General features: G+C 69.7%; 19 protein-coding genes. 18 read left to right on the top strand and 1 reads right to left on the bottom strand.

Annotated features, from left to right (window positions below; genetic code table 11):
• Positions 1–32: 32 nt before the first annotated feature.
• Positions 33–1175 carry a PucR family transcriptional regulator gene (locus ACFVJS_RS15415; protein ID WP_378881686.1) on the bottom strand — a complete coding sequence of 381 codons (1143 nt, stop codon included), beginning with the start codon at positions 1173–1175 and terminating at the stop codon, positions 33–35.
• 222 nt (positions 1176–1397) lie between these two features.
• Here ACFVJS_RS15415 and ACFVJS_RS15410 point away from each other — a divergent pair, with 222 nt between their 5' ends.
• The 18 genes from ACFVJS_RS15410 (at position 1398) to ACFVJS_RS15325 (ending at position 19847) form a co-directional block, all read left to right on the top strand.
• Positions 1398–2225 (top strand): ABC transporter ATP-binding protein, encoded by an 828-nt coding sequence (locus ACFVJS_RS15410; RefSeq protein ID WP_378881683.1) that lies wholly within the window; start codon positions 1398–1400, stop codon positions 2223–2225.
• Positions 2225–2929, top strand: coding sequence for an ABC transporter ATP-binding protein (locus ACFVJS_RS15405; protein ID WP_378881680.1), 705 nt, complete (start codon positions 2225–2227; stop codon positions 2927–2929). Before ACFVJS_RS15410 ends, ACFVJS_RS15405 begins: the two co-directional genes overlap by 1 nt.
• A gap of 13 nt (positions 2930–2942) precedes the next feature.
• Positions 2943–3821, top strand: coding sequence for a branched-chain amino acid ABC transporter permease (locus ACFVJS_RS15400; RefSeq protein ID WP_378881677.1), 879 nt, complete (start codon positions 2943–2945; stop codon positions 3819–3821).
• Between the two features lie 3 nt (positions 3822–3824).
• Positions 3825–4907: a branched-chain amino acid ABC transporter permease gene (locus ACFVJS_RS15395; RefSeq protein WP_378881674.1), complete on the top strand. Its 1083-nt coding sequence runs from the start codon at positions 3825–3827 to the stop codon at positions 4905–4907.
• On the top strand, positions 4904–6232 hold the full coding sequence (locus ACFVJS_RS15390) for an ABC transporter substrate-binding protein (RefSeq protein WP_378881671.1): 1329 nt from the start codon (positions 4904–4906) through the stop codon (positions 6230–6232). The genes ACFVJS_RS15395 and ACFVJS_RS15390 overlap by 4 nt, the downstream gene beginning before the upstream one ends.
• Positions 6233–6356: 124 nt before the next feature.
• Positions 6357–7103 carry an SDR family oxidoreductase gene (locus tag ACFVJS_RS15385; protein WP_378881668.1) on the top strand — a complete coding sequence of 249 codons (747 nt, stop codon included), beginning with the start codon at positions 6357–6359 and terminating at the stop codon, positions 7101–7103.
• 9 nt (positions 7104–7112) lie between these two features.
• A complete protein-coding gene (locus tag ACFVJS_RS15380) occupies positions 7113–7883 on the top strand; it encodes a serine hydrolase (protein ID WP_378881665.1) in 771 nt (256 codons plus the stop codon).
• Positions 7884–7903: 20 nt separating this feature from the next.
• On the top strand, positions 7904–9031 hold the full coding sequence (locus ACFVJS_RS15375; protein WP_378881662.1) for a dipeptide epimerase: 1128 nt from the start codon (positions 7904–7906) through the stop codon (positions 9029–9031).
• Entirely contained in the window at positions 9028–9606 is a 579-nt protein-coding gene (locus ACFVJS_RS15370) for a C40 family peptidase (RefSeq protein ID WP_378881659.1), read from the top strand. Before ACFVJS_RS15375 ends, ACFVJS_RS15370 begins: the two co-directional genes overlap by 4 nt.
• Positions 9607–9691: 85 nt before the next feature.
• The gene (locus tag ACFVJS_RS15365; protein ID WP_378881657.1) at positions 9692–11431 is read left to right on the top strand and encodes a glycerol-3-phosphate dehydrogenase/oxidase; all 1740 of its coding nucleotides are present in this window, start codon (positions 9692–9694) and stop codon (positions 11429–11431) included.
• 43 nt (positions 11432–11474) lie between these two features.
• A complete protein-coding gene (locus tag ACFVJS_RS15360; protein ID WP_378881655.1) occupies positions 11475–12074 on the top strand; it encodes a hypothetical protein in 600 nt (199 codons plus the stop codon).
• 48 nt (positions 12075–12122) lie between these two features.
• Complete coding sequence (locus ACFVJS_RS15355; protein ID WP_378881652.1) at positions 12123–13745, top strand: succinic semialdehyde dehydrogenase; 1623 nt, start codon at positions 12123–12125, stop codon at positions 13743–13745.
• Positions 13742–15460 carry a GMC oxidoreductase gene (locus tag ACFVJS_RS15350; RefSeq protein WP_378881650.1) on the top strand — a complete coding sequence of 573 codons (1719 nt, stop codon included), beginning with the start codon at positions 13742–13744 and terminating at the stop codon, positions 15458–15460. The genes ACFVJS_RS15355 and ACFVJS_RS15350 overlap by 4 nt, the downstream gene beginning before the upstream one ends.
• Before the next feature lie 246 nt (positions 15461–15706).
• Entirely contained in the window at positions 15707–17281 is a 1575-nt protein-coding gene (gene guaA, locus ACFVJS_RS15345; RefSeq protein ID WP_378881648.1) for a glutamine-hydrolyzing GMP synthase, read from the top strand.
• Positions 17282–17317: 36 nt separating this feature from the next.
• A complete protein-coding gene (locus tag ACFVJS_RS15340) occupies positions 17318–18349 on the top strand; it encodes a hypothetical protein (protein WP_378881646.1) in 1032 nt (343 codons plus the stop codon).
• 66 nt (positions 18350–18415) lie between these two features.
• A complete protein-coding gene (locus ACFVJS_RS15335; protein WP_378881644.1) occupies positions 18416–18757 on the top strand; it encodes a DUF3140 domain-containing protein in 342 nt (113 codons plus the stop codon).
• Positions 18758–18761: 4 nt separating this feature from the next.
• Complete coding sequence (locus ACFVJS_RS15330) at positions 18762–19394, top strand: UdgX family uracil-DNA binding protein (protein WP_378881642.1); 633 nt, start codon at positions 18762–18764, stop codon at positions 19392–19394.
• A gap of 81 nt (positions 19395–19475) precedes the next feature.
• The gene (locus ACFVJS_RS15325; RefSeq protein WP_378881639.1) at positions 19476–19847 is read left to right on the top strand and encodes a DoxX family protein; all 372 of its coding nucleotides are present in this window, start codon (positions 19476–19478) and stop codon (positions 19845–19847) included.
• The last annotated feature ends 29 nt before the right edge of the window (positions 19848–19876 follow it).

Below are 19876 nucleotides of genomic sequence, written 5' to 3'. Positions count from 1 at the left end.
CCACGGTGCCCACTCGGCCGACGACGTCTCGGTTATTTCTCCAGGGCCATCAGCGCGAGCGCCAGCAGCAGGCGGTCGTGAGGATCGGAGATGCTCTTGCCGGTGAGGTCCTGGATCTGCTTGATGCGGTAGATCACCGTGTTGCGGTGGCAGATCAGGTCCTCGGCTGCGTGGGTGGGGGAGCCGCCGCGGGCGATGAGGGCGCGCAGCGTCGCCAGGAGGACGTCGGACTGGTGCGTCGGCTGGGCCAGGATCGGGCCGAGCGTGCGGCGCACGAGCAGCGACGAGACCGCGGGGGAGGCGGTCAGGAGCACCTGGGGGAGGCGGTCGTCGACGACTGCGATGTCCGTACGTCCCCGAGGCACCGTCTCCACGGTGTGCGTGGCGAGCTGGAAGGCGGTGCCGAAGCCGCTGAGGTCGTCGGCGGTGGCGATCCCGACCCGGCCCGAGTTGCAGCTGCCGAGCTGAGCGACCAGATCGGGGACGGCCTCGGCCAGCGGCCGCGATCCCAGCGGGACCAGCCCGAAGTGGTGGTCGCCGCGGACGTGCCAGAACGAGATCAGGTCCGCCTTCTCCAGCCGGTCATCGGGGTTGCGTAGCGGTGAGTCGCGGTTGCCGTCGAACGCGGCGACCACGCAGGCCATCTGCTCGTCGGCGGCGATCCCGAGGATGTCCTGCACCTCGGCGGCGAAGGCCGGGTCACCGCCACGGCCCTCGGCCAGGCCGTCCAGGAGCCTGCCCTGGAGCTGCAGGTCGCGGCGCTGCAGCAGCGCCGCCTCCTTCCTGTAGGCGCCCGACATGACCGAGTTCTGCACGTCCAGGTCGGTCCACACCTGCCGCCCGGCGAGCACCATCACCCGGTCGTCGATGCCCAGGGCCTCCTGCTGGCGGACCATCGCCTCCCACAGCATCCGGGTGCCGACGGTGTAGGCGTTGAGGCAGTACTCCAGCGGTACGCCCTGCCGTGCCCGTCGCCGGCCGGTCTCGCGCCACAGATCGACGGGATTGGCGCCCGGGGTCATCCCAGCCATGGCCCGGATGCCGCGGCGTACGTGCTCCCGGGTGCTCGACCGCAGGTCGGCCCGCACCGACGGCTCGGCGTTCTGGTGCCACTCCGGCTGGATCGCGATCAGCGTCAGCGTGATGTCGTCGGCGATCGCATCGGCCTGGCTCACCAAGGAAGCCCAGGCACGCTCCACCAGCGGTCGTAGCTCCGAGTCAGGAGATGTGTCGCGAATCACACCCATGTGCGGAGCGTCCCATGCCCACTGCCGTATCCGCCAGTAAACCGGGGAATGTCGGACGGAGCGCCCGAAGGATTTTGGGCGCATTGCCCATATCCCCTGTTGTGCGGAGAGTCCAAAGTGATAGCCGTCACAACGGGCGAAGGGAGCACGATGCAGAAGCTGGGCGAAGCCACCCCGCTGTTCGCCGTCGAGGGCGTCTCGGTGAGATTCGGTGGCGTACGCGCCCTCGAGGGCGTCTCCTTGGAGGTCGCGCCTCACGAGGTGCTCGGCGTCATCGGCCCCAACGGTGCCGGCAAGACCACCCTGTTCAACGTCGTGTGCGGCTTCGTGAGCCCCGCCGAGGGAGAGCTCCGGCTGCGCGGCGAGACGATCCGCGACCTGCGGCCGCACCAGCTCGCCGGCCACGGCATCGCCCGGACCCTGCAGGGGCTCGGGCTCTTCGAGCGGATGACGGTGCTCGACAACGTGATGGTCGGCGCCGACCGCCTCGCCCGAGCCGGCTTCCTGCGCGGACTGCTCGGCCTCGGCCACCGCGACGACGCCCGTCTGGCCGCCAAGGCGCGCGAGGTGCTCGGTGAGCTCGGGATCGAGTCGTACGCCGCCCGCTACCCGGGCAGCCTGCCCTATCCGATCCGGAAGAAGGTCGCGCTCGCCCGCGCCCTGGTCGCCGAGCCGGAGCTGCTGCTCCTCGACGAACCCGCCAGCGGGCTGAGCGCCGAGGAGATGACCGAGCTCGGCGAGATCATCACGGGCCTCACCGAGCGCACCGCGGTGATGCTCGTCGAGCACCACATGGACCTGGTGATGTCGGTCTGCCACCGGATCACCGTGCTCGACTTCGGCCGCGTCATCGCGGCCGGCACACCCGACGAGATCCGCAACGACCCCGCCGTCCTCGCCGCCTACCTGGGTGACCAGGTCGAGCACGACGACGAGGACGCCGACGTCCATGCCATCACCGTCGCCGAGGAGGCCTGATGTTCGCCGTCGAGGACCTGAGCGCTGCGTACGGACCCGTCAAGGCGCTCAACGGCGTCACCTTCACCGCGGCGAGAGGGCAGGTCACCGCGGTCCTGGGCGCCAACGGCGCCGGTAAGACCACGCTGCTGCGGACCGTCTCCGGGCTGGTGCGGTCGACCAAGGGCACCGTGAAGCTGGACGGCAAGGACATCACCCGCACGGCGACCGAGAAGCTGACCTCGTACGGCCTCTCCCACGTCCCGGAAGGGCGCGGCGTCATCGCCGAGCTGACGGTCACCGAGAACCTTCGCCTCGGCGGGCTGCACCGGGCGACGGGCTCCGAGCCGATGCCGGTCGAGCGGATCTTCGAGCTCTTCCCGCGCCTGGGGGAGCGCCGCGAGGCCACCGCTCACATGCTCTCGGGCGGTGAGCGGCAGATGCTCGTCATCGGCCGCGCGCTGATGGCACGACCGACCGTGCTCCTGCTCGACGAGCCCTCGCTGGGGCTCGCTCCCCGGGTGGTCGCTCAGATCTTCGACCTTCTTCGCGGACTGGTGCAGACCGAGGAGCTCACCGTGGTCCTGGTCGAGCAGAACGCCCGCAGTGCCCTGTCCATCGCTGATCACGGCGTCGTGCTCAACCTCGGCAAGGTCGTCGCCTCGGCGCCGGCCGCCGAGCTGGCCGCCGACGAGCAGCTCCGCCACGCCTACCTCGGGTTCTAGGAGGCCAAGAACGATGCAACAGTTCCTCGACACCACCCTCGGCGGGCTGGTCCTGGGCGCGGTCTATGCCGCGTTCGCGCTGGCCCTGTGCCTGATCTGGCGCTCGACCCGGATCGTCAACTTCGCCCAGGCGGCGATGGCGATGGTGACCACCTACATCGCGCTGTCCCTGATCAACGCCGACGTGCCCTACTGGGTCGCCTTCGTCGCCGCGATCGCCGCGGGCTTCGGGCTCGGGGCCGTGATCGAGCGGGTGATCATCCGCCCGGTCGAGGGCAAGGCCGAGCTCAACGCGGTGATCCTCACGCTCGGGCTCTTCATGGTGCTCCACGGGCTGACCGCGATCACCTTCGGTGTCCAGCACCGCGGCTTCCCGGCCCCGGTCAGCACCAACGCGATCGCGGTCGGGGACACCTCGATCGGGATCACGCCCTTCGGCATCCTGACGATCGTCGTGGTCGCCGTCGTGATGGCCGGGCTCGTCGTCCTCTTCCGCTTCACCGACCTGGGGCTGCGGATGCGGGCGGCGGCGTTCAACGGCGAGGTCTCCCGCCTCCTGGGCGTACGCGTCGGCCGCATGCTCACCCTCGGCTGGGCTCTCGCCGCGGCGGTGGGCGCGGTGGCCGGGATGCTCATCGCCGGCGGTGACCTGGTGAACCCGGCGTTCATGGACCCGTTCGTGATCTACGGCTTCATCGCCGCCGTGCTGGGTGGCCTCGACTCGCCGCTCGGGTCGGTGATCGGCGGGCTGATCCTCGGGCTCTCGCTCTCCTACGTGACCGGCTATGTCGGGGAGCACGTGGCGCCGCTGGTGGCGCTCGGGATCTTGATGGTGGTGCTGCTGGTGCGTCCCAGCGGCCTCTTCGCGGCGGCTGCGGCCAGGAGGGTCTGACCCATGGAACGTCTGCGCTCTCTGCTCCGTCCGGTGACGTCCGTGCCGCTGGCCCGCCACCTCCTCGTCGCCCTGATCGCCTTCGTGGTGGCGATGGCGGTGATCGGCACCTCCAGCCAGTACCTGCAGACCCGCTACGCCGAGATGGCCTACTTCGCCATCGCCGCCGGCGGACTCACACTGCTGACCGGGCTCTCCGGGCAGCTCTCCCTGGGCCACGGTGCGCTGATGGCGGTGGGTGCCTATGCCGCCACGCTCGTGCTCGAGCGCACCGGTGGGGAGTCGCTGGCCGACGTCTTCGTCGCGCTGCTCGTCGCGATCGCCGTCTGCGCGGTGGTCGGCGTCGTGGTCGGGGTCCCGGCGGCGCGGCTGCACGGGCCCTACATCGCCGGCGCGACGCTGACCCTGGCCGTCGCGGTGCCGCGGTTGGCCAACCAGTGGGAGGTCCTCGGCGGCGAGCAGGGGCTCCAGGTGCCGGTGCCGCGGGCGAGCGAGCTCCCGGCCTGGATCCAGGACCTGATCTGGTTCTTCACCGCCGTCGAGATCGACCAGTACTCCTTCCTCGCCTACCTCGGCTGGCTGCTCCTCGCGCTCGCCTTCGTGGCGCTCGCCAACCTGAGCCGGTCCCGGGTGGGACGCCGCTGGCGGGCGGTGCGGGACGACGACGTCTCCGCCGAGCTGGCCGGCATCCACCTCGGCCGCGCCCGCGTGGTCGCCTTCACCGTCAGCGCCATGTGTGCCGGGCTCGCCGGCGGGCTGATGGCCATGAACGTACGTCTCACGGCGCCGGGCGCCTTCACGATCACGCTCTCGCTCACGCTGCTGGCCGCGGTCGTCCTGGGTGGGCTGGGCAGCCTGACCGGGGCGCTCATCGGGGCCGGCGTACTCGCCTTTCTTCCTCACTTCGCCACCGATCTCGGGGAGTCGGCCGGGCTCAGCGCAACCCAGGCCGCGGAGGTCACCCCGGTGGTCTACGGGCTGGTGCTGATGCTCGTCATCCTCCTCGCTCCGGCGGGGATCGTCGGCAGCCTGCGCACGTTCCTGGCGCGCTCATCTCTCGGGTCAACCAAGGAGAAGACAACATGAGAAACACTGCACGCAGAGCCGTACAGGTCGTCTGTGTCCTCACCACTGCCTCGCTCCTCGCGGCCTGTGGTGCGGGGAAGGAGCGACCCTCCGAAGAAGGGACGGCGGTCGGCGTCACCGACACCACCATCAAGGTGGGTGCTCACTTCCCGCTGACCGGTCCGGCCGCGCCCGGCTACTCGGAGATCCCGTCCGGACATCAGGCGTTCTATGAGTACGTCAACGACGCCGGCGGCGTCCACGGCCGCGAGATCGAGATGGTCGTCAAGGACGACGCCTACAACCCGACCAACACCAGCGCCGTCACCAACGACATGATCCTGCAGGACGAGATCTTCGCGATGGTCGCCGGCCTCGGCACCCCGACCCACCGCGCGGTCGTGCAGCGGCTCAACGACGACGGCATCCCCGACCTGTTCGTCTCCAGCGGCTCGCTGCAGTGGGGCGACGACCCGGCGACCTCGCCGATGACGTTCGGCTGGCAGCCGGACTACGAGATCGAGGGCAAGGTCATCGGCAAGTACGTCGCCGAGAACATGCCCGACGCCAAGGTCGGCCTCTTCCTGCAGGACGACGACTTCGGCGAGGACGGCGAGAAGGGCGCACGGCAGTTCCTCGACTCCCAGATCGTCGACGTACAGAAGTACACGCCGGGCGGATCGACCGACTTCTCCCCGCAGATGTCCTCGTTCAAGTCCAAGGGCGTCGACCTGGTGATCGGCTTCAACACGCCCTCCTACACGGCGCTGAGCCAGATCGCCGCGCAGGGCGTCGGGTTCAAGTCGAAGTGGTTCTACTCCAACGTCGGCTCCGACCCGGCGCTCGTCGGTGGCCTGCTGGCGTCGATGACCAAGGGGAAGATCCCGGCCGAGCAGGGCGTGAAGCTGATGGACGGGATGATGACGACGGAGTACATCCCCGGCGTCGACGCTCCCGATGACGAGTGGGTCAAGCTGTGGCAGAAGGTCTGGGACTCCTACTCCAAGAAGGGCTCGGAGAAGCTGACCAACTACCGGATCTACGGCATGTCGCAGGCTTACACCTTCGTCCAGGCGCTGCAGGCCAACGGCAAGGACCTGACCCGCGAGTCGATCGTGGAGACGATCGAGAAGGAGGGTGCTTCCTTCGAAGGACCCGGGCTGGCGCCGTTCCGGTTCTCCGAGGACTCCCACATGGGTATCTCCGGGGTGAGCGTGGTCGAGATCAAGAATGGTGCCTCCGAGCCGCTCACGCCGGTGCTGGTCACCGACATCGGCGATGCGCCCATCGAGGAGGACGACAGCGCCGCCTCGGACGCTCCGCCCTCGTCCGGCATCCCTGAGTGATCCGTACTGATCAGTAGGTAGTCACACGTTCACGGATCGACCTCGGTACAGTGGTCAGCCAACCCCAAACGCCACTGGAGGTGGTCGGTCCGTGAACGTACTCGCACCCGGTAGCGGAGTGGTTGTGACCGGAGCAGCCCGAGGGATCGGGAGAGCCCTGGCCACGCGGTTCGCCGCGGAGGGGTGTCGCGTCGTCGTGGCCGACATCGACGACGCCGAGCTCTGCGCGGTGGCCGACTCGATCGGTGCCCTTGCAGTCCCCGGCGACGCCGCCTCCGCCGCCGGCACCGCGGCGCTGGTGGACGCTGCCCGGGAGGAGCTCGGCAAGATCGACGCCTGGTACGGCAACGCGGGAGTCGAGCGCGGCCGCGGCCTCGAGGCTTCCGACCACGCCTGGTTGACCTCCTACGAGGTCAACGTCCTCGCCCACGTACGCGCAGCGCGGCTGCTGCTGCCGGACTGGGTCGCCCGCGGCGCCGGTCGGTTCGTGGTCACCTCCTCCTCCGCGGGTCTCCTCACGCTGCTCGGCTCCCCCTCCTACGCGGCCACCGAGCACGCCGAGATCGCCTTCGCCGAGTGGCTCGCCGCCACCTACCGGCACCAGGGCATCGTTGCCCAGGCGATCGTCGCGCGCAGCGTGAAGACGGCGATGCTCGAGCGCTCCTCCGGGCTCCCGGGTTTCCGGACGGAGGAGGGCGCGCTCACCGCCGAGGAGGTCGCCGACGCCGTCTGGGATGCCGGGCAGAGCTCGCAGTTCTGGATCTCGCTCGAGCCCGACGTGGCCGAGGAGTACGCGGCTCGTGCCGCGGACGTCGACAGCTGGCTCGACGGGGTGAACCGGTTCCGGCAGGAGCTCGACCAGACCGACTAGTCTCGACGCGTGGAACCTTTGGTCTCGACCTGGCTCAGCGGCCTCGACGGCATCCCGACGCAGGCCCAGAACGTCAACCAGCAGCACTACGCGGCGAGCCTGATGAAGGTGCCGGTGGCGATCGCGGCCTATCGGCTGCGCGGCCGTGGGCTGCTGTCGCTGGACGAGCCGATCGCGGTGCATCCCGACTTCGACTCCGCGGCCACGGGGGCGCGGTTCGAGATGTCGCGGGAGGAGGACCAGGATCCCGAGACCTGGGAGGCGGTCGGCTCCCAGCTGCCGCTGGGTGATCTCGTACGCCGCTCTCTGACCGTCTCCGGCAACCTGGCCGTCAACCTCGTGCTCGAGCGGGTGGGCCTCGAGGAGGTCGCCGCGGTGCTCGCCGACGCAGGGGTCACGCCGATGACGACGATCGCGCGGGGGATCGAGGACGCGCCCGCGCGCGAGGCCGGGCTGCAGAATCTGGTCACCGCCAACGACATGGGCAAGCTGCTCACCAAGCTCGCCTCCGGCCGGCTGCTCTCGCCCGAGTCGACCGCCGAGCTCGAAGGGATCCTGGTCGCGCAGGAGTATCGCGACGCGATCCCGCTCGGCGTGCCCGAGGACGCGGTGGTCGGCAACAAGACCGGCTGGGTCGACGGCGTACGCCACGACATGGCGATCATCCGGCCGGCTCAGGGCCCTGCTCAGGTGATGGTCGTGCTCACCACCGGCCTGGACGACGACGAGTCGGAGTTCCGGATCAGCGAGGTCGCTCGCTATCTGTGGTCGACCCTGTGACGGTGCCTCGGGTCGCGGCGGTGCGCACGCGGCGTGTCCGGGTGCCGCTGCACACCCCGTTCGTGACCGCGCTGCGGCGTACGGAGTTCGCGGAGACGGTCGTGGTCACCGTCGAGGACTCCGACGGGTGCGTGGGCTGGGGTGAGGCGCCGCAGGTCTGGCGGGTCACCGGCGACTCGCTCGCCGGGTCCGCGGCGGCGCTGGAGGGGCCGATCTCTGACGCCCTGGTCGGTGCTGGGGCCGATCTGTCGTCGGCCGGGCTGATCCAGGGTGCGGTCGTCGGGAACCGCTCCGCCAAGATGGCCGCCGACATCGCGCTGCACGATCTCGTCGCCCGGCGGAGCGGAGTCTCGATGACCGGACATCTGGCCGAACTGGACGGGCACTTCGTGGGGTTGTCGGGTGTTTCAGTGCCCGTCATGTCCAGGGATACCCGGTCGACCGGGTATCCCTGGAACACCGTCACCACCGACATGACCCTCTCCGTCGGCACCCCCGCCGACCTGGCAGACGCGGCAGCCGCCCGAGCCCGAGACGGGTTCACGACGCTCAAGATCAAGGTCGGAACGGACGCAGCAGGCGATGCCGAGCGCGTGCTCGCGGTGCGCGAGGCGGCTCCGGGCTGCGTACTCCGTCTGGACGCCAACACCGGCTGGCGCGCGGACGAGGCGGTGGCGGTGCTGACGACGCTCGCCGACCACGATGTCGAGCTCGAGTTCGTCGAGCAGCCGGTGGCCCGGCGTGACCTGGAGGCGATGGCGTACGTCCGGCGGAACCAGCCCTATCAGATCCTGGCCGACGAGTCGGTCTTCGATCTCGAGGACCTCGTCGACGTCATCCGCGCGGGTGCCGCGGATGCGGTCAACGTCAAGCTGGCCAAGTGCGGCGGGATCACGCCCGCGATCGAACTGCTGGAGGTCGCGAAGCGCCACGGCCTCGGCCGTCTCGTCGGCTGCATGATGGAGTCCCACCTCGGCATAGGCGCGGCCGCAGCCCTGGTCGCCGCGACAGACCTCCCCGGCGAGCAGGATCTCGACGCGGGCTGGTGGGCGAGGAGCAGTCCGTACGAAGGTGGCATCGCCTACGACGGCCCTCGCATCCTCTTCCCCCGAGCGAACGGTCTCGGCATCGAAGGAGTCCTCCCATGACCACCGTCAACCAGCCCACCTTCGTCGTCGCCGAGCCCGCTCCCGATGCCGAGCACGAGACCGAGGTCGTCCCCGGCGAGGAGGTCGTCGTCCTGAAGACGCAGGGGGAGTGGGCGTACGTCGTGGTCCCCTCCCACGCCTCCTCGAAGGACGAGCGCGGCTATCCCGGCTGGCTGCCGACGGACGCACTGGCCACGTCCGTGGACACCCTGCTCGCCAAGGCACGCACCTACCTCGGCGTCCCCTACGTCTGGGGCGGCACCACCGACGCCGGCATCGACTGCTCGGGGCTGGTCTTCCGAGCCGCAGAAGCGATCGGCGTACGTCTCCCAAGGGACGCTCGCGACCAGGCCGTCGCGCTCGATCCGATCGGCCTCGACGACGTCACCGCCGGTGACCTCTACTTCTTCGCGCGCCCGGACGGGCGGGTCATGCACGTCGCCATCGCCACCGCGCCTCCGGCGCCCGACGGCACCCGCCCGATGATCCACGCCGACGGCGACAAGATGCTCGTGGTCGAGGAGCCGATGGCCCCCGATCGGCTCGCTACCCTCGTCAGCGCCGCCCGTCTGTGACGTCCGTGTGACTTATCTGCCGGGCCCGGTGAATTTCTCGCGCGCCAGAAGTGACAATTCGGCGTGGTGGGTTAACTTCGAACGTATGACTCGTACTGGGGCACTGAGTCCGCAGAGCCGCGATCTCGCGATCGGCACGATGGTCGGTGCGGCGGGAGAGACCGAGCTCGACGTGCTCGTCGTCGGCGGAGGTGTGACCGGCGCCGGAGTGGCGCTGGACGCCGTCACCAGAGGCCTGAGCACGGGCCTGGTGGAGCAGCGCGACCTGGCCTCGGGAACGAGCTCGCGCAGCTCGAAGCTCGTCCATGGCGGGCTGCGCTACCTCGAGATGCTCGACTTCGAGCTGGTCCGCGAGGCGCTCCAGGAGCGCGGCCTGCTGCTCAACACCCTGGCGCCGCACCTGGTCCGGCCGGTGCCGTTCCTCTACCCGCTGACCAATCCGGTCTGGGAGCGCGCCTACATCGGCGCGGGCCTGGCGCTCTACGACGGGATGGCGAGCTTCGGCCCGCTCTCCGGGATGGGCAACTCCGGCCTCCCGCGCCACCGCCACCTCACCCGTCGCGGGGTCGCGCGGATCGCCCCCGACTTCAACACCGACGCGATCACCGGCGCGATCCAGTACTACGACGCCCAGGTCGACGACGCCCGCCTGGTGATGACGATCGCGCGCACCGCCGCCTCCCACGGCGCTCACATCGCCACCCGTGTCCAGGTGACCGGGTTCCTGCGCGAGGGCGAGCGGGTCGTCGGCGTCCGTGCCCGCGACCTCGAGCACGACCAGGACCTGGTCATCCGCGCCAAGACCGTGGTCAACGCCGCCGGGGTGTGGACCGACGAGATCCAGGCGATGGTCGGCGGCCGGGGCGCCCTGCACGTCCAGGCGTCCAAGGGCATCCACCTCGTCGTCCCGCGCGACCGGATCCGTTCCGAGTCGGGGTTCATCGTCCGCACCGAGAAGTCGGTCCTCTTCGTCATCCCGTGGGGCCGCCACTGGATCATCGGCACCACCGACACCCCCTGGACCTACGACCTCGCCCACCCGGCGGCCTCCAAGACCGACATCGAGTACGTCCTGGAGCACGTCAACGCGATCCTGCGGGTGCCGCTCGACCTCGAGGACGTCGAAGGCGTGTACGCCGGGCTCCGCCCGCTCCTCGTCGGCGAGTCCGACCAGACGGCTGCCCTCAGCCGCGAGCACACCGTGGTCACCCCTTTGCCCGGCCTGGTGCTGATCGCCGGCGGCAAGCTGACGACCTACCGGGTGATGGCCAAGGACGCCGTCGACGCGGCGGCGCACTCGCTGGGAACGACCACCAACATGACCCTGCGCGAGTCGATCACCGACAAGGTGCGGCTGGTCGGGGCCGAGGGCTTCGAGACCCGCTCCAACCAGCGGGTCCTGCTGGCCCGCCGCTCCGGTCTGCACGTCGCCCGGATCGACCACCTCCTCGGCCGTCACGGTGGGCTGATCGACGACGTGCTCGACCTCATCCAGCAGCGCCGCCCGCTCGCTCTGCCGCTGGAGGGTGCCGACGACTACCTGGCTGCCGAGGTCGTCTACGCCGTCCACAACGAGGGTGCCCGCCACCTCGACGACGTCCTCGAGCGCCGCACCAGGATCTCGATGGAGACCTTCGACCGCGGCGTACGCGCCGCTCCCGGGGTCGCCAAGATCATGGCCGAGGAGCTCGACTGGGACGAGCAGCGTGCCAAGGAGGAGGTCGACCACTACCTGCGCCGCATCGAGGCCGAGCGCCGCTCCCAGCTCCAGGTCACCGACGAGGAGGCCGACCGCGCCCGCCTGGAGGTCGAAGACCTCGTCTGAATTACCGTGGCGGACCAAGCGGTTGACGTAGCACTCTGACGCCATGTTCCTGGTCGCAGATCCCCCCGAGCCGCTGGCCACCGATGACTTCGTGCTCGCCCCGCTGCGTCCCGAGCTGCTCGACCTGGACACCGAGGCCTATCTGGCCAGCCCGGACGTCATCCGTGACCACAGCTGCGGCAGGTGGCCGCTGGAGGGTTTCGGCGCCGACGACAACCTCCCGCTCGTGATCCGGCACTGGTCCGACCACCAGGCGAAGCGCGCTTTCACCTACCTCTTCCTCGACCCCGCGGGCACCACCTCGCTCGGCTGCCTCTACGTGCAGCCGCTGTATCCCTACCTGGAGGCGATGGGCGCCGACGCCCAGACCCTGCTCAGGTACGCAGGTGGCTCCACCGCCCGGGTCAGCTACTGGCTCCGCCAGGACCGTGCGCCCGGGCTCGGCGCGGCGGTCGCCGAGCGGCTCGACGAGTGGCTGCGTACGAAATGGCCGTTGGACGCCTATCTCTACCGAGCAACCCCCGCTGAGGAGTGCACGGTTCACGCCCTCGACCGGCTTCCGCTGGTCCGCGTCGACATCGACCTTCCAGCCGAGCAGCACAGCTATCTGTGGTGGGCAGCCGACGTTCGTATCGTGAGTTAGTGGGACGACTGTCTGGCTTCCGAGACGCTGGTCACATACTCTCGGTACATGAGCGCATCGAACCCGACTTCTTCCGGCGGCCCGATCGTCGAGGGCCCGCTCGATCCCGAGCACCACGCCACGGCGTCCCTGGCCCTCGAGCCTGACTACGTCTCCCGCCTGACCGGCCGCATCGTGGCGACGACGGGGGAGAGCCGAGAGGTCATCAGCCCGCTCAACGGGGCGCCCCTGGCGCACATCCCGCAGTCGAGCGACGACGACGTCGCCGGGGCCTTCGCCAAGGCTCGGGTGGCGCAGGAGAAGTGGGCCGCGACCCCGGTCGCCGAGCGCGAGCGCATCTTGATGAAGCTGCACGACCTCGTCCTCGACCGGCAGGACGAGATCCTCGACCTGATCGTGCTCGAGTCGGGCAAGGCCCGCAAGCACGCCTTCGACGAGCCGCTGCACATCGCGCTGACCGCCCGCTACTACGGCCGCCGGAGCAGCAAGATCCTCGACACCGAGCGCAAGCTCGGCGTCATCCCGATGCTCACCCGGGTCGAGCTCAACCACGTCCCCAAGGGCGTCGTCGGCATCATCAGCCCGTGGAACTACCCGTTCACGATGGCGCTGTGCGACGGCCTCGCCGCGATCGCCGCCGGCAACGCGGTGGTCATCAAGCCCGACTCGCAGACCATGCTCAGCGCGCTCCTCGGTGCCGAGCTGCTCGAGGAGGCCGGGCTCCCGGAGAACCTGTGGACCGTCGTCGCCGGACCGGGATCGAAGGTCGGCACCAGCATCATCCAGCGCGCCGACTACGTCTGCTTCACCGGCTCGACCAACACCGGCAAGACCGTCGCCAAGCAGGCCGCGGAGCGGCTGATCGGCGCCAGCCTCGAGCTCGGCGGCAAGAACCCGATGCTGATCCTGAAGGACGCCGACATCGAGAAGGCGGCCGAGGGCGCGACCCGTGCGGTCTTCTCCAACTCCGGGCAGCTGTGCGTGAGCGTCGAGCGGCTCTTCGTCGACGACCAGGTCTACGACCGGTTCGTGGAGCGCTTCGTCGCCCGCACCCAGGCGATGACCCTCGGCGCCACCCTCGGGTGGGAGAACGACATGGGCACCCTGATCTCGCAGGCCCAGGTCGACACCGCGACCGCCCACGTCGAGGACGCCGTCTCCAAGGGCGCGCGCGTGCTCACCGGCGGCAAGGCCCGCCCCGACCTGGCGCCGTTCTTCTTCGAGCCGACCATCCTCGAGGGCGTCACCCCCGAGATGACCTGCTTCGGCAACGAGACCTTCGGCCCGGTCGTCTCGATCTACCGCTTCCACAGCGAGGAGGAGGCGATCGAGCGCGCCAACGACGGCGAGTACGGTCTCAACGGCTCGATCTACAGCCGCGACACCGCTCGTGCCCGTCGCATCGCCCGCCAGATCAAGTGCGGCACGATCAACATCAACGAGGCCTTCGGCGCCACCTTCGCCAGCATCGACGCCCCGATGGGCGGCATGCGCGAGTCCGGGCAGGGTCGTCGCCAGGGCGTCGAGGGCATCCTGCGCTACACCGAGACCCAGTCTGTCGCCTCCCAGGCCGTGCTGCGCTTCTCCCCGCAGTTCGGGATGAGCGACCAGGCGTACGCCAAGTTCATGACCGCCTCGCTGCGGGTGCTGAAGTCGCTGGGCCGCGCATGAGCGGGAGCCACTACGACGTCCTCGTCATCGGGTCGGGCTTCGGCGGGTCGGTCAGCGCGCTGCGCCTGACCGAGAAGGGCTACCGCGTCGGTGTGCTCGAGGCCGGCCGTCGCTTCAGCGACGACGAGCTCCCCAAGAACAGCTTCGACGTGCGCAAATACCTCTGGGCGCCGGCGATCGGCTGCTACGGACTGCAGCGCATCGACATGGTCAAGGACTGTCTGATCCTGGCGGGTGCCGGCGTCGGCGGTGGTTCCCTGGTCTACGCCAACACCCTCTACGAGCCGCTCGAGCCGTTCTACAAGGACCCGTCCTGGAGCCACATCACCGACTGGAGGTCCGAGCTCGCGCCCTACTACGAGCAGGCCAAGCGGATGCTGGGGGTCGCCACCTATCCGCGGATGACGCCCAGCGACGACGTGATGCTCAAGGTCGCCGAGTCGATGGGCCGGGGTGACACCTTCCACCCGACCCCGGTCGGCGTCTTCTTCGGCGGCCCCGGTCAGGTCGCCGGGCAGGAGGTCGCGGACCCCTACTTCGGAGGCGAGGGTCCGGCGCGGCGTACCTGCATCGACTGTGGCGAGTGCATGACCGGCTGCCACCACAACGCCAAGAACACCCTGGTCAAGAACTACCTCTACCTGGCGGAGAAGAACGGCGCCGAGGTGCACCCGCTCACCACGGTGACCCGGGTCTATCCGGCGAAGGACGGTCAGGGGTACGTCGTCGAGGCCCGTTCCACGAAGGCCAAGCTCGGCCTGGGCAGGACCAAGAGGTTCACCGCCGACCAGGTGATCTTCTCGGCGGCCGCCCTCGGCACCCAGAAGCTGCTCCACAAGCTCAAGCGCACCGGCGACCTGCCGCAGATCTCCGACCGGCTCGGCGAGCTGACGCGTACGAACTCCGAGTCGATCCTGGGCGCCATCGCACCGGACCTCTCCACCGACTACACCGAGGGCGTGGCGATCACCTCCTCGTGGCATCCCGACGAGGACACCCACATCGAGCCCGTACGCTACGGCCGCGGCAGCAACGCCATGTCCGCCCTGCAGACGGTGCTGACCGACGGTGGCCCGAACCGGTTCCGCCGGTGGCTCAAGCAGCTGTGGATCGACCGGCGTGCGCTGTTCTCGCTCTACGACCTGCGGCACTGGTCCGAGCGCACCGTGGTCGCGCTGGTGATGCAGTCGCTGGACAACTCGATCACCACCTTCACCAAGCGTGGCCTCTTCGGGTGGCGGCTCTCCTCGCGCCAGGGCCACGGCAAGCCCAATCCGACCTGGATCCCGAAGGCCAACGAGGCGGTCCGGAAGATGGCCGAGGTGATGTCGACCGGGGACAAGAAGGCGTTCGCCGGCGGGTCGATCGGTGAGCCCTTCAACCGACCGCTCACCGCGCACTTCATCGGTGGGTGCACGATCGGCGACTCGCCCGCGACCGGTGTCGTCGATGCGTACCAGCGGGTCTTCAACTACCCCGGCCTGCACGTCGTCGACGGCTCGGCGATCTCCGCCAACCTGGGCGTGAACCCGTCGCTGACGATCACCGCACAGGCCGAGCGGGCGATGGCGTTCTGGCCCAACAAGGACCAGGCCGACCCGCGTCCGGAGCTGGGCGCCCCGTACGCGCGGATCCAGCCGGTCCAGCCGGCGGCTCCTGCGGTGCCGGCCACCGCGCCGGCAGCGCTGCAGCTGCCCATCGTTGACGTTCGGTGACCGGACTGTTGCCGTAATGACACCGACGCGTACGAAGTTTCTGGCAGGAAGTTTTTAGTTGACCCGTAACCGTGGTTAAGAGGGGTCGTTGGAGTGATCAGACCCGGGATTGCTCCCTCCCTAATACATGCCGGGTCTTCAGTCCGGGACAGCGATGCCTCGGACAATCAGGGCCCGGCCACCTCCCTCCCCGGCCGGGCCCTGGTGCATTTCACGGACGACGTGACCCGTCGTTAGGATTCGTGCATGACGCAGGCTCCTGGGGCGGAAGAGCACGATCTGGTTCTCGTGGTGGACTTCGGCGCGCAGTACGCGCAGCTGATCGCCCGCCGCGTCCGTGAGGCGAAGGTCTACTCCGAGATCGTGCCTCACTCGATGCCGGTCGAGGAGATGCTCGCCAAGAACCCGAAGGCGATCATCCTCTCCGGCGGCCCCTCGAGCGTGTACGCCGAGGGCGCCCCCGCCATCGACAACAGCCTGTTCACCGCGGGCACCCCGGTCTTCGGGATGTGCTACGGGTTCCAGTTGATGGCTCAGGGCCTGGGCGGGACCGTCGACGACAACGGCGCCCGGGAGTACGGCCGGACGCCGGTCACCGTCGGGGTTCCCGGCACCCTGCTCCGGGACATCCCGCCGGCCCACAACGTGTGGATGTCGCACGGAGACTCCGTCTCCGAGGCGCCCGAGGGCTTCACCGTGCTCGCGAGCACCGCGGACACCCCGGTCGCGGCCTTCGAGAACGTCGACAAGCAGCTTGCGGGCGTGCAGTGGCACCCCGAGGTTCTCCACTCCGAGCACGGCCAGCAGGTGCTCGAGCACTTCCTGTGGGACATCGCGCAGTGCCGTCAGACGTGGACCATCGGCAACATCGCCGAGGACCAGATCGAGCGGGTCCGCGAGCAGATCGGCGACCACCGCGCCATCTGCGCGCTCTCCGGCGGCGTCGACTCCGCGGTCGCGGCCGCCATCGTCGCCAAGGCCATCGGTGACCGGCTGACCTGCGTCTACGTCGACCACGGCCTGATGCGCAAGAACGAGTCGGTCGCGATCGAGAAGGCGTTCCGGGAGTCGACCGGCGCCGAGCTGAAGATCGTCGACGCCGAGAAGGAGTTCCTCGACGCGCTCGCCGGGGTCACCGACCCGGAGGAGAAGCGCAAGATCATCGGGCGCGAGTTCATCCGCTGCTTCGAGCGCGCCGAGGTCGAGATCCTCGGTGACTCGGACGAGAAGGTCGCCTTCCTCGTCCAGGGCACCCTCTACCCCGATGTCGTCGAGTCCGGCGGCGGTGCCGGCACCTCCAACATCAAGTCCCACCACAACGTCGGCGGCCTCCCCGAGGACCTCGAGTTCGAGCTGGTCGAGCCGCTGCGTGAGCTCTTCAAGGACGAGGTGCGCGCCGTCGGGTCCCAGCTCGGCCTGCCCGACGAGATCGTCCAGCGCCAGCCGTTCCCCGGCCCCGGCCTCGGCATCCGCATCATCGGCGAGGTCACCAAGGAGCGGCTCGACATCCTCCGCGAGGCCGACGCGATCGCCCGCGAGGAGATGACCCGCGCCGGCCTCGACCGCGACATCTGGCAGATGCCGGTCGTGCTGCTCGCCGACGTCCGCTCCGTCGGCGTCCAGGGCGACGGCCGCACCTACGGTCACCCCGTCGTGCTCCGTCCGGTCACCTCCGAGGACGCGATGACCGCCGACTGGGCCCGGCTTCCCTACGAGGTCATGGAGCGCATCTCCACCCGGATCACCAACGAGGTGAGCGAGATCAACCGGGTCACCGTCGACATCACCTCGAAGCCGCCGGGCACCATCGAGTGGGAATGATTCGTCGATGGGTCCCGGCCGTGGACAATGTCGTCCATGACTGAGCCGGACCTCGCTCGACGACTCCTCGACGCCCATGTCGCCCACGAGATGGCGGCGATCCGCGGCGTACGCTTCCTCGATCTCGTCACCGGCGAGATCGACTTCGCGCTGCGTGCCGCCAGCGACCTGACGCTCGACCAGGTCATGCCGCGCGACCTGATCAAGGAGGTCGCGCTGAAGTACGTCAGCACCTTCCGGCTCCCGGGCGCGATCCCGGAGGTCGCCGGGGCGCTCGCGACCAGACTCAGGGCGCACCCCGCCAACGACACCCCACTGGGCAAGGTGGTCAGCCGGCCGCGGGTCGCGGAGCTGGTCGATGCCCTCGTCGAGATGCGTACGCTGCGCCAGCAGGTCTTGCGCAGCCTCGCCGACAACTCGGGGATCCAGGCCGGCGTCGGCACCCTGATGCGCGGCACGGCCCGGGGTGCCGTCGACACCGGCCGCAGGCTGGCGGACAACCTTCCGGGTGGCGCGTTGGGCTTCTCGATCGCCGAGCGCGTCGCGGGCCGGATGGCGGACACGGTCAAGGGCACGCCGGTCGGCGCGGCCGTCGACCAGAGCGCCCGCGAGCTCGCCGAGCGGGGAGCCGGGGCGCTGCTCGGCTACCTCTCCGACACCGCGGCCAGCTCGGTCACCGACGAGGAGGTGCGCGACGCCCTGCTGGAGGTCTGGGACGCGCTCGCGACCCGTCCGGTGCGCGAGCTCGCCGATCTGATCGACGACGAGCAGCTGGTCGCGCTCTTCGTCGGGCTCTACCAGGTCTGGCTCGATGTCCGGGACTCCGACTATCTGCAGGCTCTGGTCGACACGGGCGTCGACTTCTTCTTCGACACCTACGGGAGCTTCACCCTCGACCGGCTCCTGGAGGAGTGGGGTCTGGGCCGCGACGACCTGGTCGAGGAGGCTCTCCGCTTCGGGCCGCCGGTCATCGAGGCGCTGGCCGAGGCGGGCGTCCTCGAGCAGCTGGTCCGGCGCCGGCTGAGGAGCTTCTACGACTCCGCGGAGGCTCGGGCTGTCCTGGGGTGACGCGGTGTGCGGGGCCGCCGGGGTGGGTACCGGATCCCGAGCAGTCGATCAGGCAGGAGGCACGACATGGCCGAGACGATCATCGACGACAGGCTCTGGGAGAACTTCCACCGCGCGGTGAACATGACCTCGCGCGACCTGCGGAAGTGGCTCGCCGTGCAGGGCGCGGGGGAGACCACCGAGATCGAGCCGGACCGCGCCGGCAGCGAGCTCGGCCACCGGGTCGCCGACATCCTGGGCAAGCGCCGCTCCGACCTGACTCCTGACGACGTGGACGTGATGCGCCGGGTGGTCGACAAGGTCACCGACCTGCGCGGCGGCGATACCGGCCAGTGGGAGCCGACCGCGGGCGACGCGCACTGGCGGCGCCGGCTGATGAACATCGGTCACGACCCGCTGGGCTCGTGAGCTCGTGAGTGCTGCAGAGTGGGTGCCGGAGTCGCCGAGCCTGGCCGACCTGCGCGGCGCCGTCCAGAAGTGCCGTGGCTGCGAGCTCTACCGTGACACCACGCAGGGAGTGATGGGCCAGGGCCCGACGCCGGCCCCGCTGATGCTGCTGGGCGAGCAGCCCGGCGACCGGGAGGACCGCGAGGGCGAGCCGTTCGTCGGGCCGGCGGGCGACATCCTCCACGAGGCGCTCGCGGACGCCGGGATCGATCCGGAGGCGGCGTACACCACGAACGTGGTCAAGCACTTCCGCCACCGCCTCTCGGGCAAGCGCCGGATCCACCAGTCGCCCACCAGCAAGCAGGTCGGCGCGTGCGCGCCGTGGCTGGCGGCCGAGCTGGACCTGGTACGTCCCACCGGGGTCGTCCTGCTCGGCGGCACCGCCGGCAAGGCGCTGTTCGGCTCGTCGTTCCGGGTCGGCGAGGCTCGCGGCCACCTCCTCGAGTGGCCCGAGGCCATCGCGACGCCCACCCTCGACCCCTGGGTCCTCGCGACCACCCACCCGTCGGCCGTCCTCCGGGCGGAGGACGAGAGGCAGGCGACGTACGACGGTCTGGTCGCGGACCTGAAGGTCGCCGCCAAGGCCTTGGAAAAATAGTCGACAGGCGATGTCGAGAACGTAGGTGCAGGCTCGACGCGTGGGTAAGCGCATCACCAACCCACCTTCGAGGAGATCGAGATGAGCACCAACGCACGACGAGCCGGCTGGGTCATCACCGTCCTGGTCACCCTGTTCCTGGGCTTCGACATCGTCACGCACCTGCTGCGGGTCGAGCCGGTCATGGACTTCAACGACAAGATCGGCGCGCCGGGCTGGTTCCCGGTCGTCTGCGGCGTCGTCCTCGGCCTGTCGCTGATCGCGTACCACGTACCGGCCACCCGGGCGATGGGGACGGTGCTGATCACTGCCTACCTCGGCGGCGCGGTCACCGTGAACCTGGTCTTCGGGCAGCCCGCCTTCAACACCGTCTTCGCCATCGCGACCGCCGTCCTCGTCTGGGCCGGTGCCTGGCCCCGCGACGAGCGCCTGCGTGCCCTGGTCGCCGCCTGAACCCTCGCCGAGTCGGCTCGTCTTGAGCG

The sequence above is a fragment of the Nocardioides sp. NPDC057772 genome (genome assembly GCF_042798075.1).
Classification (GTDB): domain Bacteria; phylum Actinomycetota; class Actinomycetes; order Propionibacteriales; family Nocardioidaceae; genus Nocardioides.
This window is presented reverse-complemented; position numbering and strand designations above follow the sequence as displayed.

What these genes read in the sequence shown, in the direction of transcription:
- ACFVJS_RS15370 (WP_378881659.1), top strand. Translation starts at nt 9,028, where the DNA reads ATGACCACCGTCAACCAGCCCACCTTCGTCGTCGCCGAGCCCGCTCCC.
- ACFVJS_RS15360 (WP_378881655.1), top strand. Translation starts at nt 11,475, where the DNA reads ATGTTCCTGGTCGCAGATCCCCCCGAGCCGCTGGCCACCGATGACTTC.
- ACFVJS_RS15400 (WP_378881677.1), top strand. Translation starts at nt 2,943, where the DNA reads ATGCAACAGTTCCTCGACACCACCCTCGGCGGGCTGGTCCTGGGCGCG.
- ACFVJS_RS15365 (WP_378881657.1), top strand. Translation starts at nt 9,692, where the DNA reads ATGACTCGTACTGGGGCACTGAGTCCGCAGAGCCGCGATCTCGCGATC.
- ACFVJS_RS15395 (WP_378881674.1), top strand. Translation starts at nt 3,825, where the DNA reads ATGGAACGTCTGCGCTCTCTGCTCCGTCCGGTGACGTCCGTGCCGCTG.
- ACFVJS_RS15405 (WP_378881680.1), top strand. Translation starts at nt 2,225, where the DNA reads ATGTTCGCCGTCGAGGACCTGAGCGCTGCGTACGGACCCGTCAAGGCG.
- guaA (WP_378881648.1), top strand. Translation starts at nt 15,707, where the DNA reads ATGACGCAGGCTCCTGGGGCGGAAGAGCACGATCTGGTTCTCGTGGTG.
- ACFVJS_RS15355 (WP_378881652.1), top strand. Translation starts at nt 12,123, where the DNA reads ATGAGCGCATCGAACCCGACTTCTTCCGGCGGCCCGATCGTCGAGGGC.
- ACFVJS_RS15340 (WP_378881646.1), top strand. Translation starts at nt 17,318, where the DNA reads ATGACTGAGCCGGACCTCGCTCGACGACTCCTCGACGCCCATGTCGCC.
- ACFVJS_RS15410 (WP_378881683.1), top strand. Translation starts at nt 1,398, where the DNA reads ATGCAGAAGCTGGGCGAAGCCACCCCGCTGTTCGCCGTCGAGGGCGTC.
- ACFVJS_RS15325 (WP_378881639.1), top strand. Translation starts at nt 19,476, where the DNA reads ATGAGCACCAACGCACGACGAGCCGGCTGGGTCATCACCGTCCTGGTC.
- ACFVJS_RS15390 (WP_378881671.1), top strand. Translation starts at nt 4,904, where the DNA reads ATGAGAAACACTGCACGCAGAGCCGTACAGGTCGTCTGTGTCCTCACC.
- ACFVJS_RS15350 (WP_378881650.1), top strand. Translation starts at nt 13,742, where the DNA reads ATGAGCGGGAGCCACTACGACGTCCTCGTCATCGGGTCGGGCTTCGGC.
- ACFVJS_RS15335 (WP_378881644.1), top strand. Translation starts at nt 18,416, where the DNA reads ATGGCCGAGACGATCATCGACGACAGGCTCTGGGAGAACTTCCACCGC.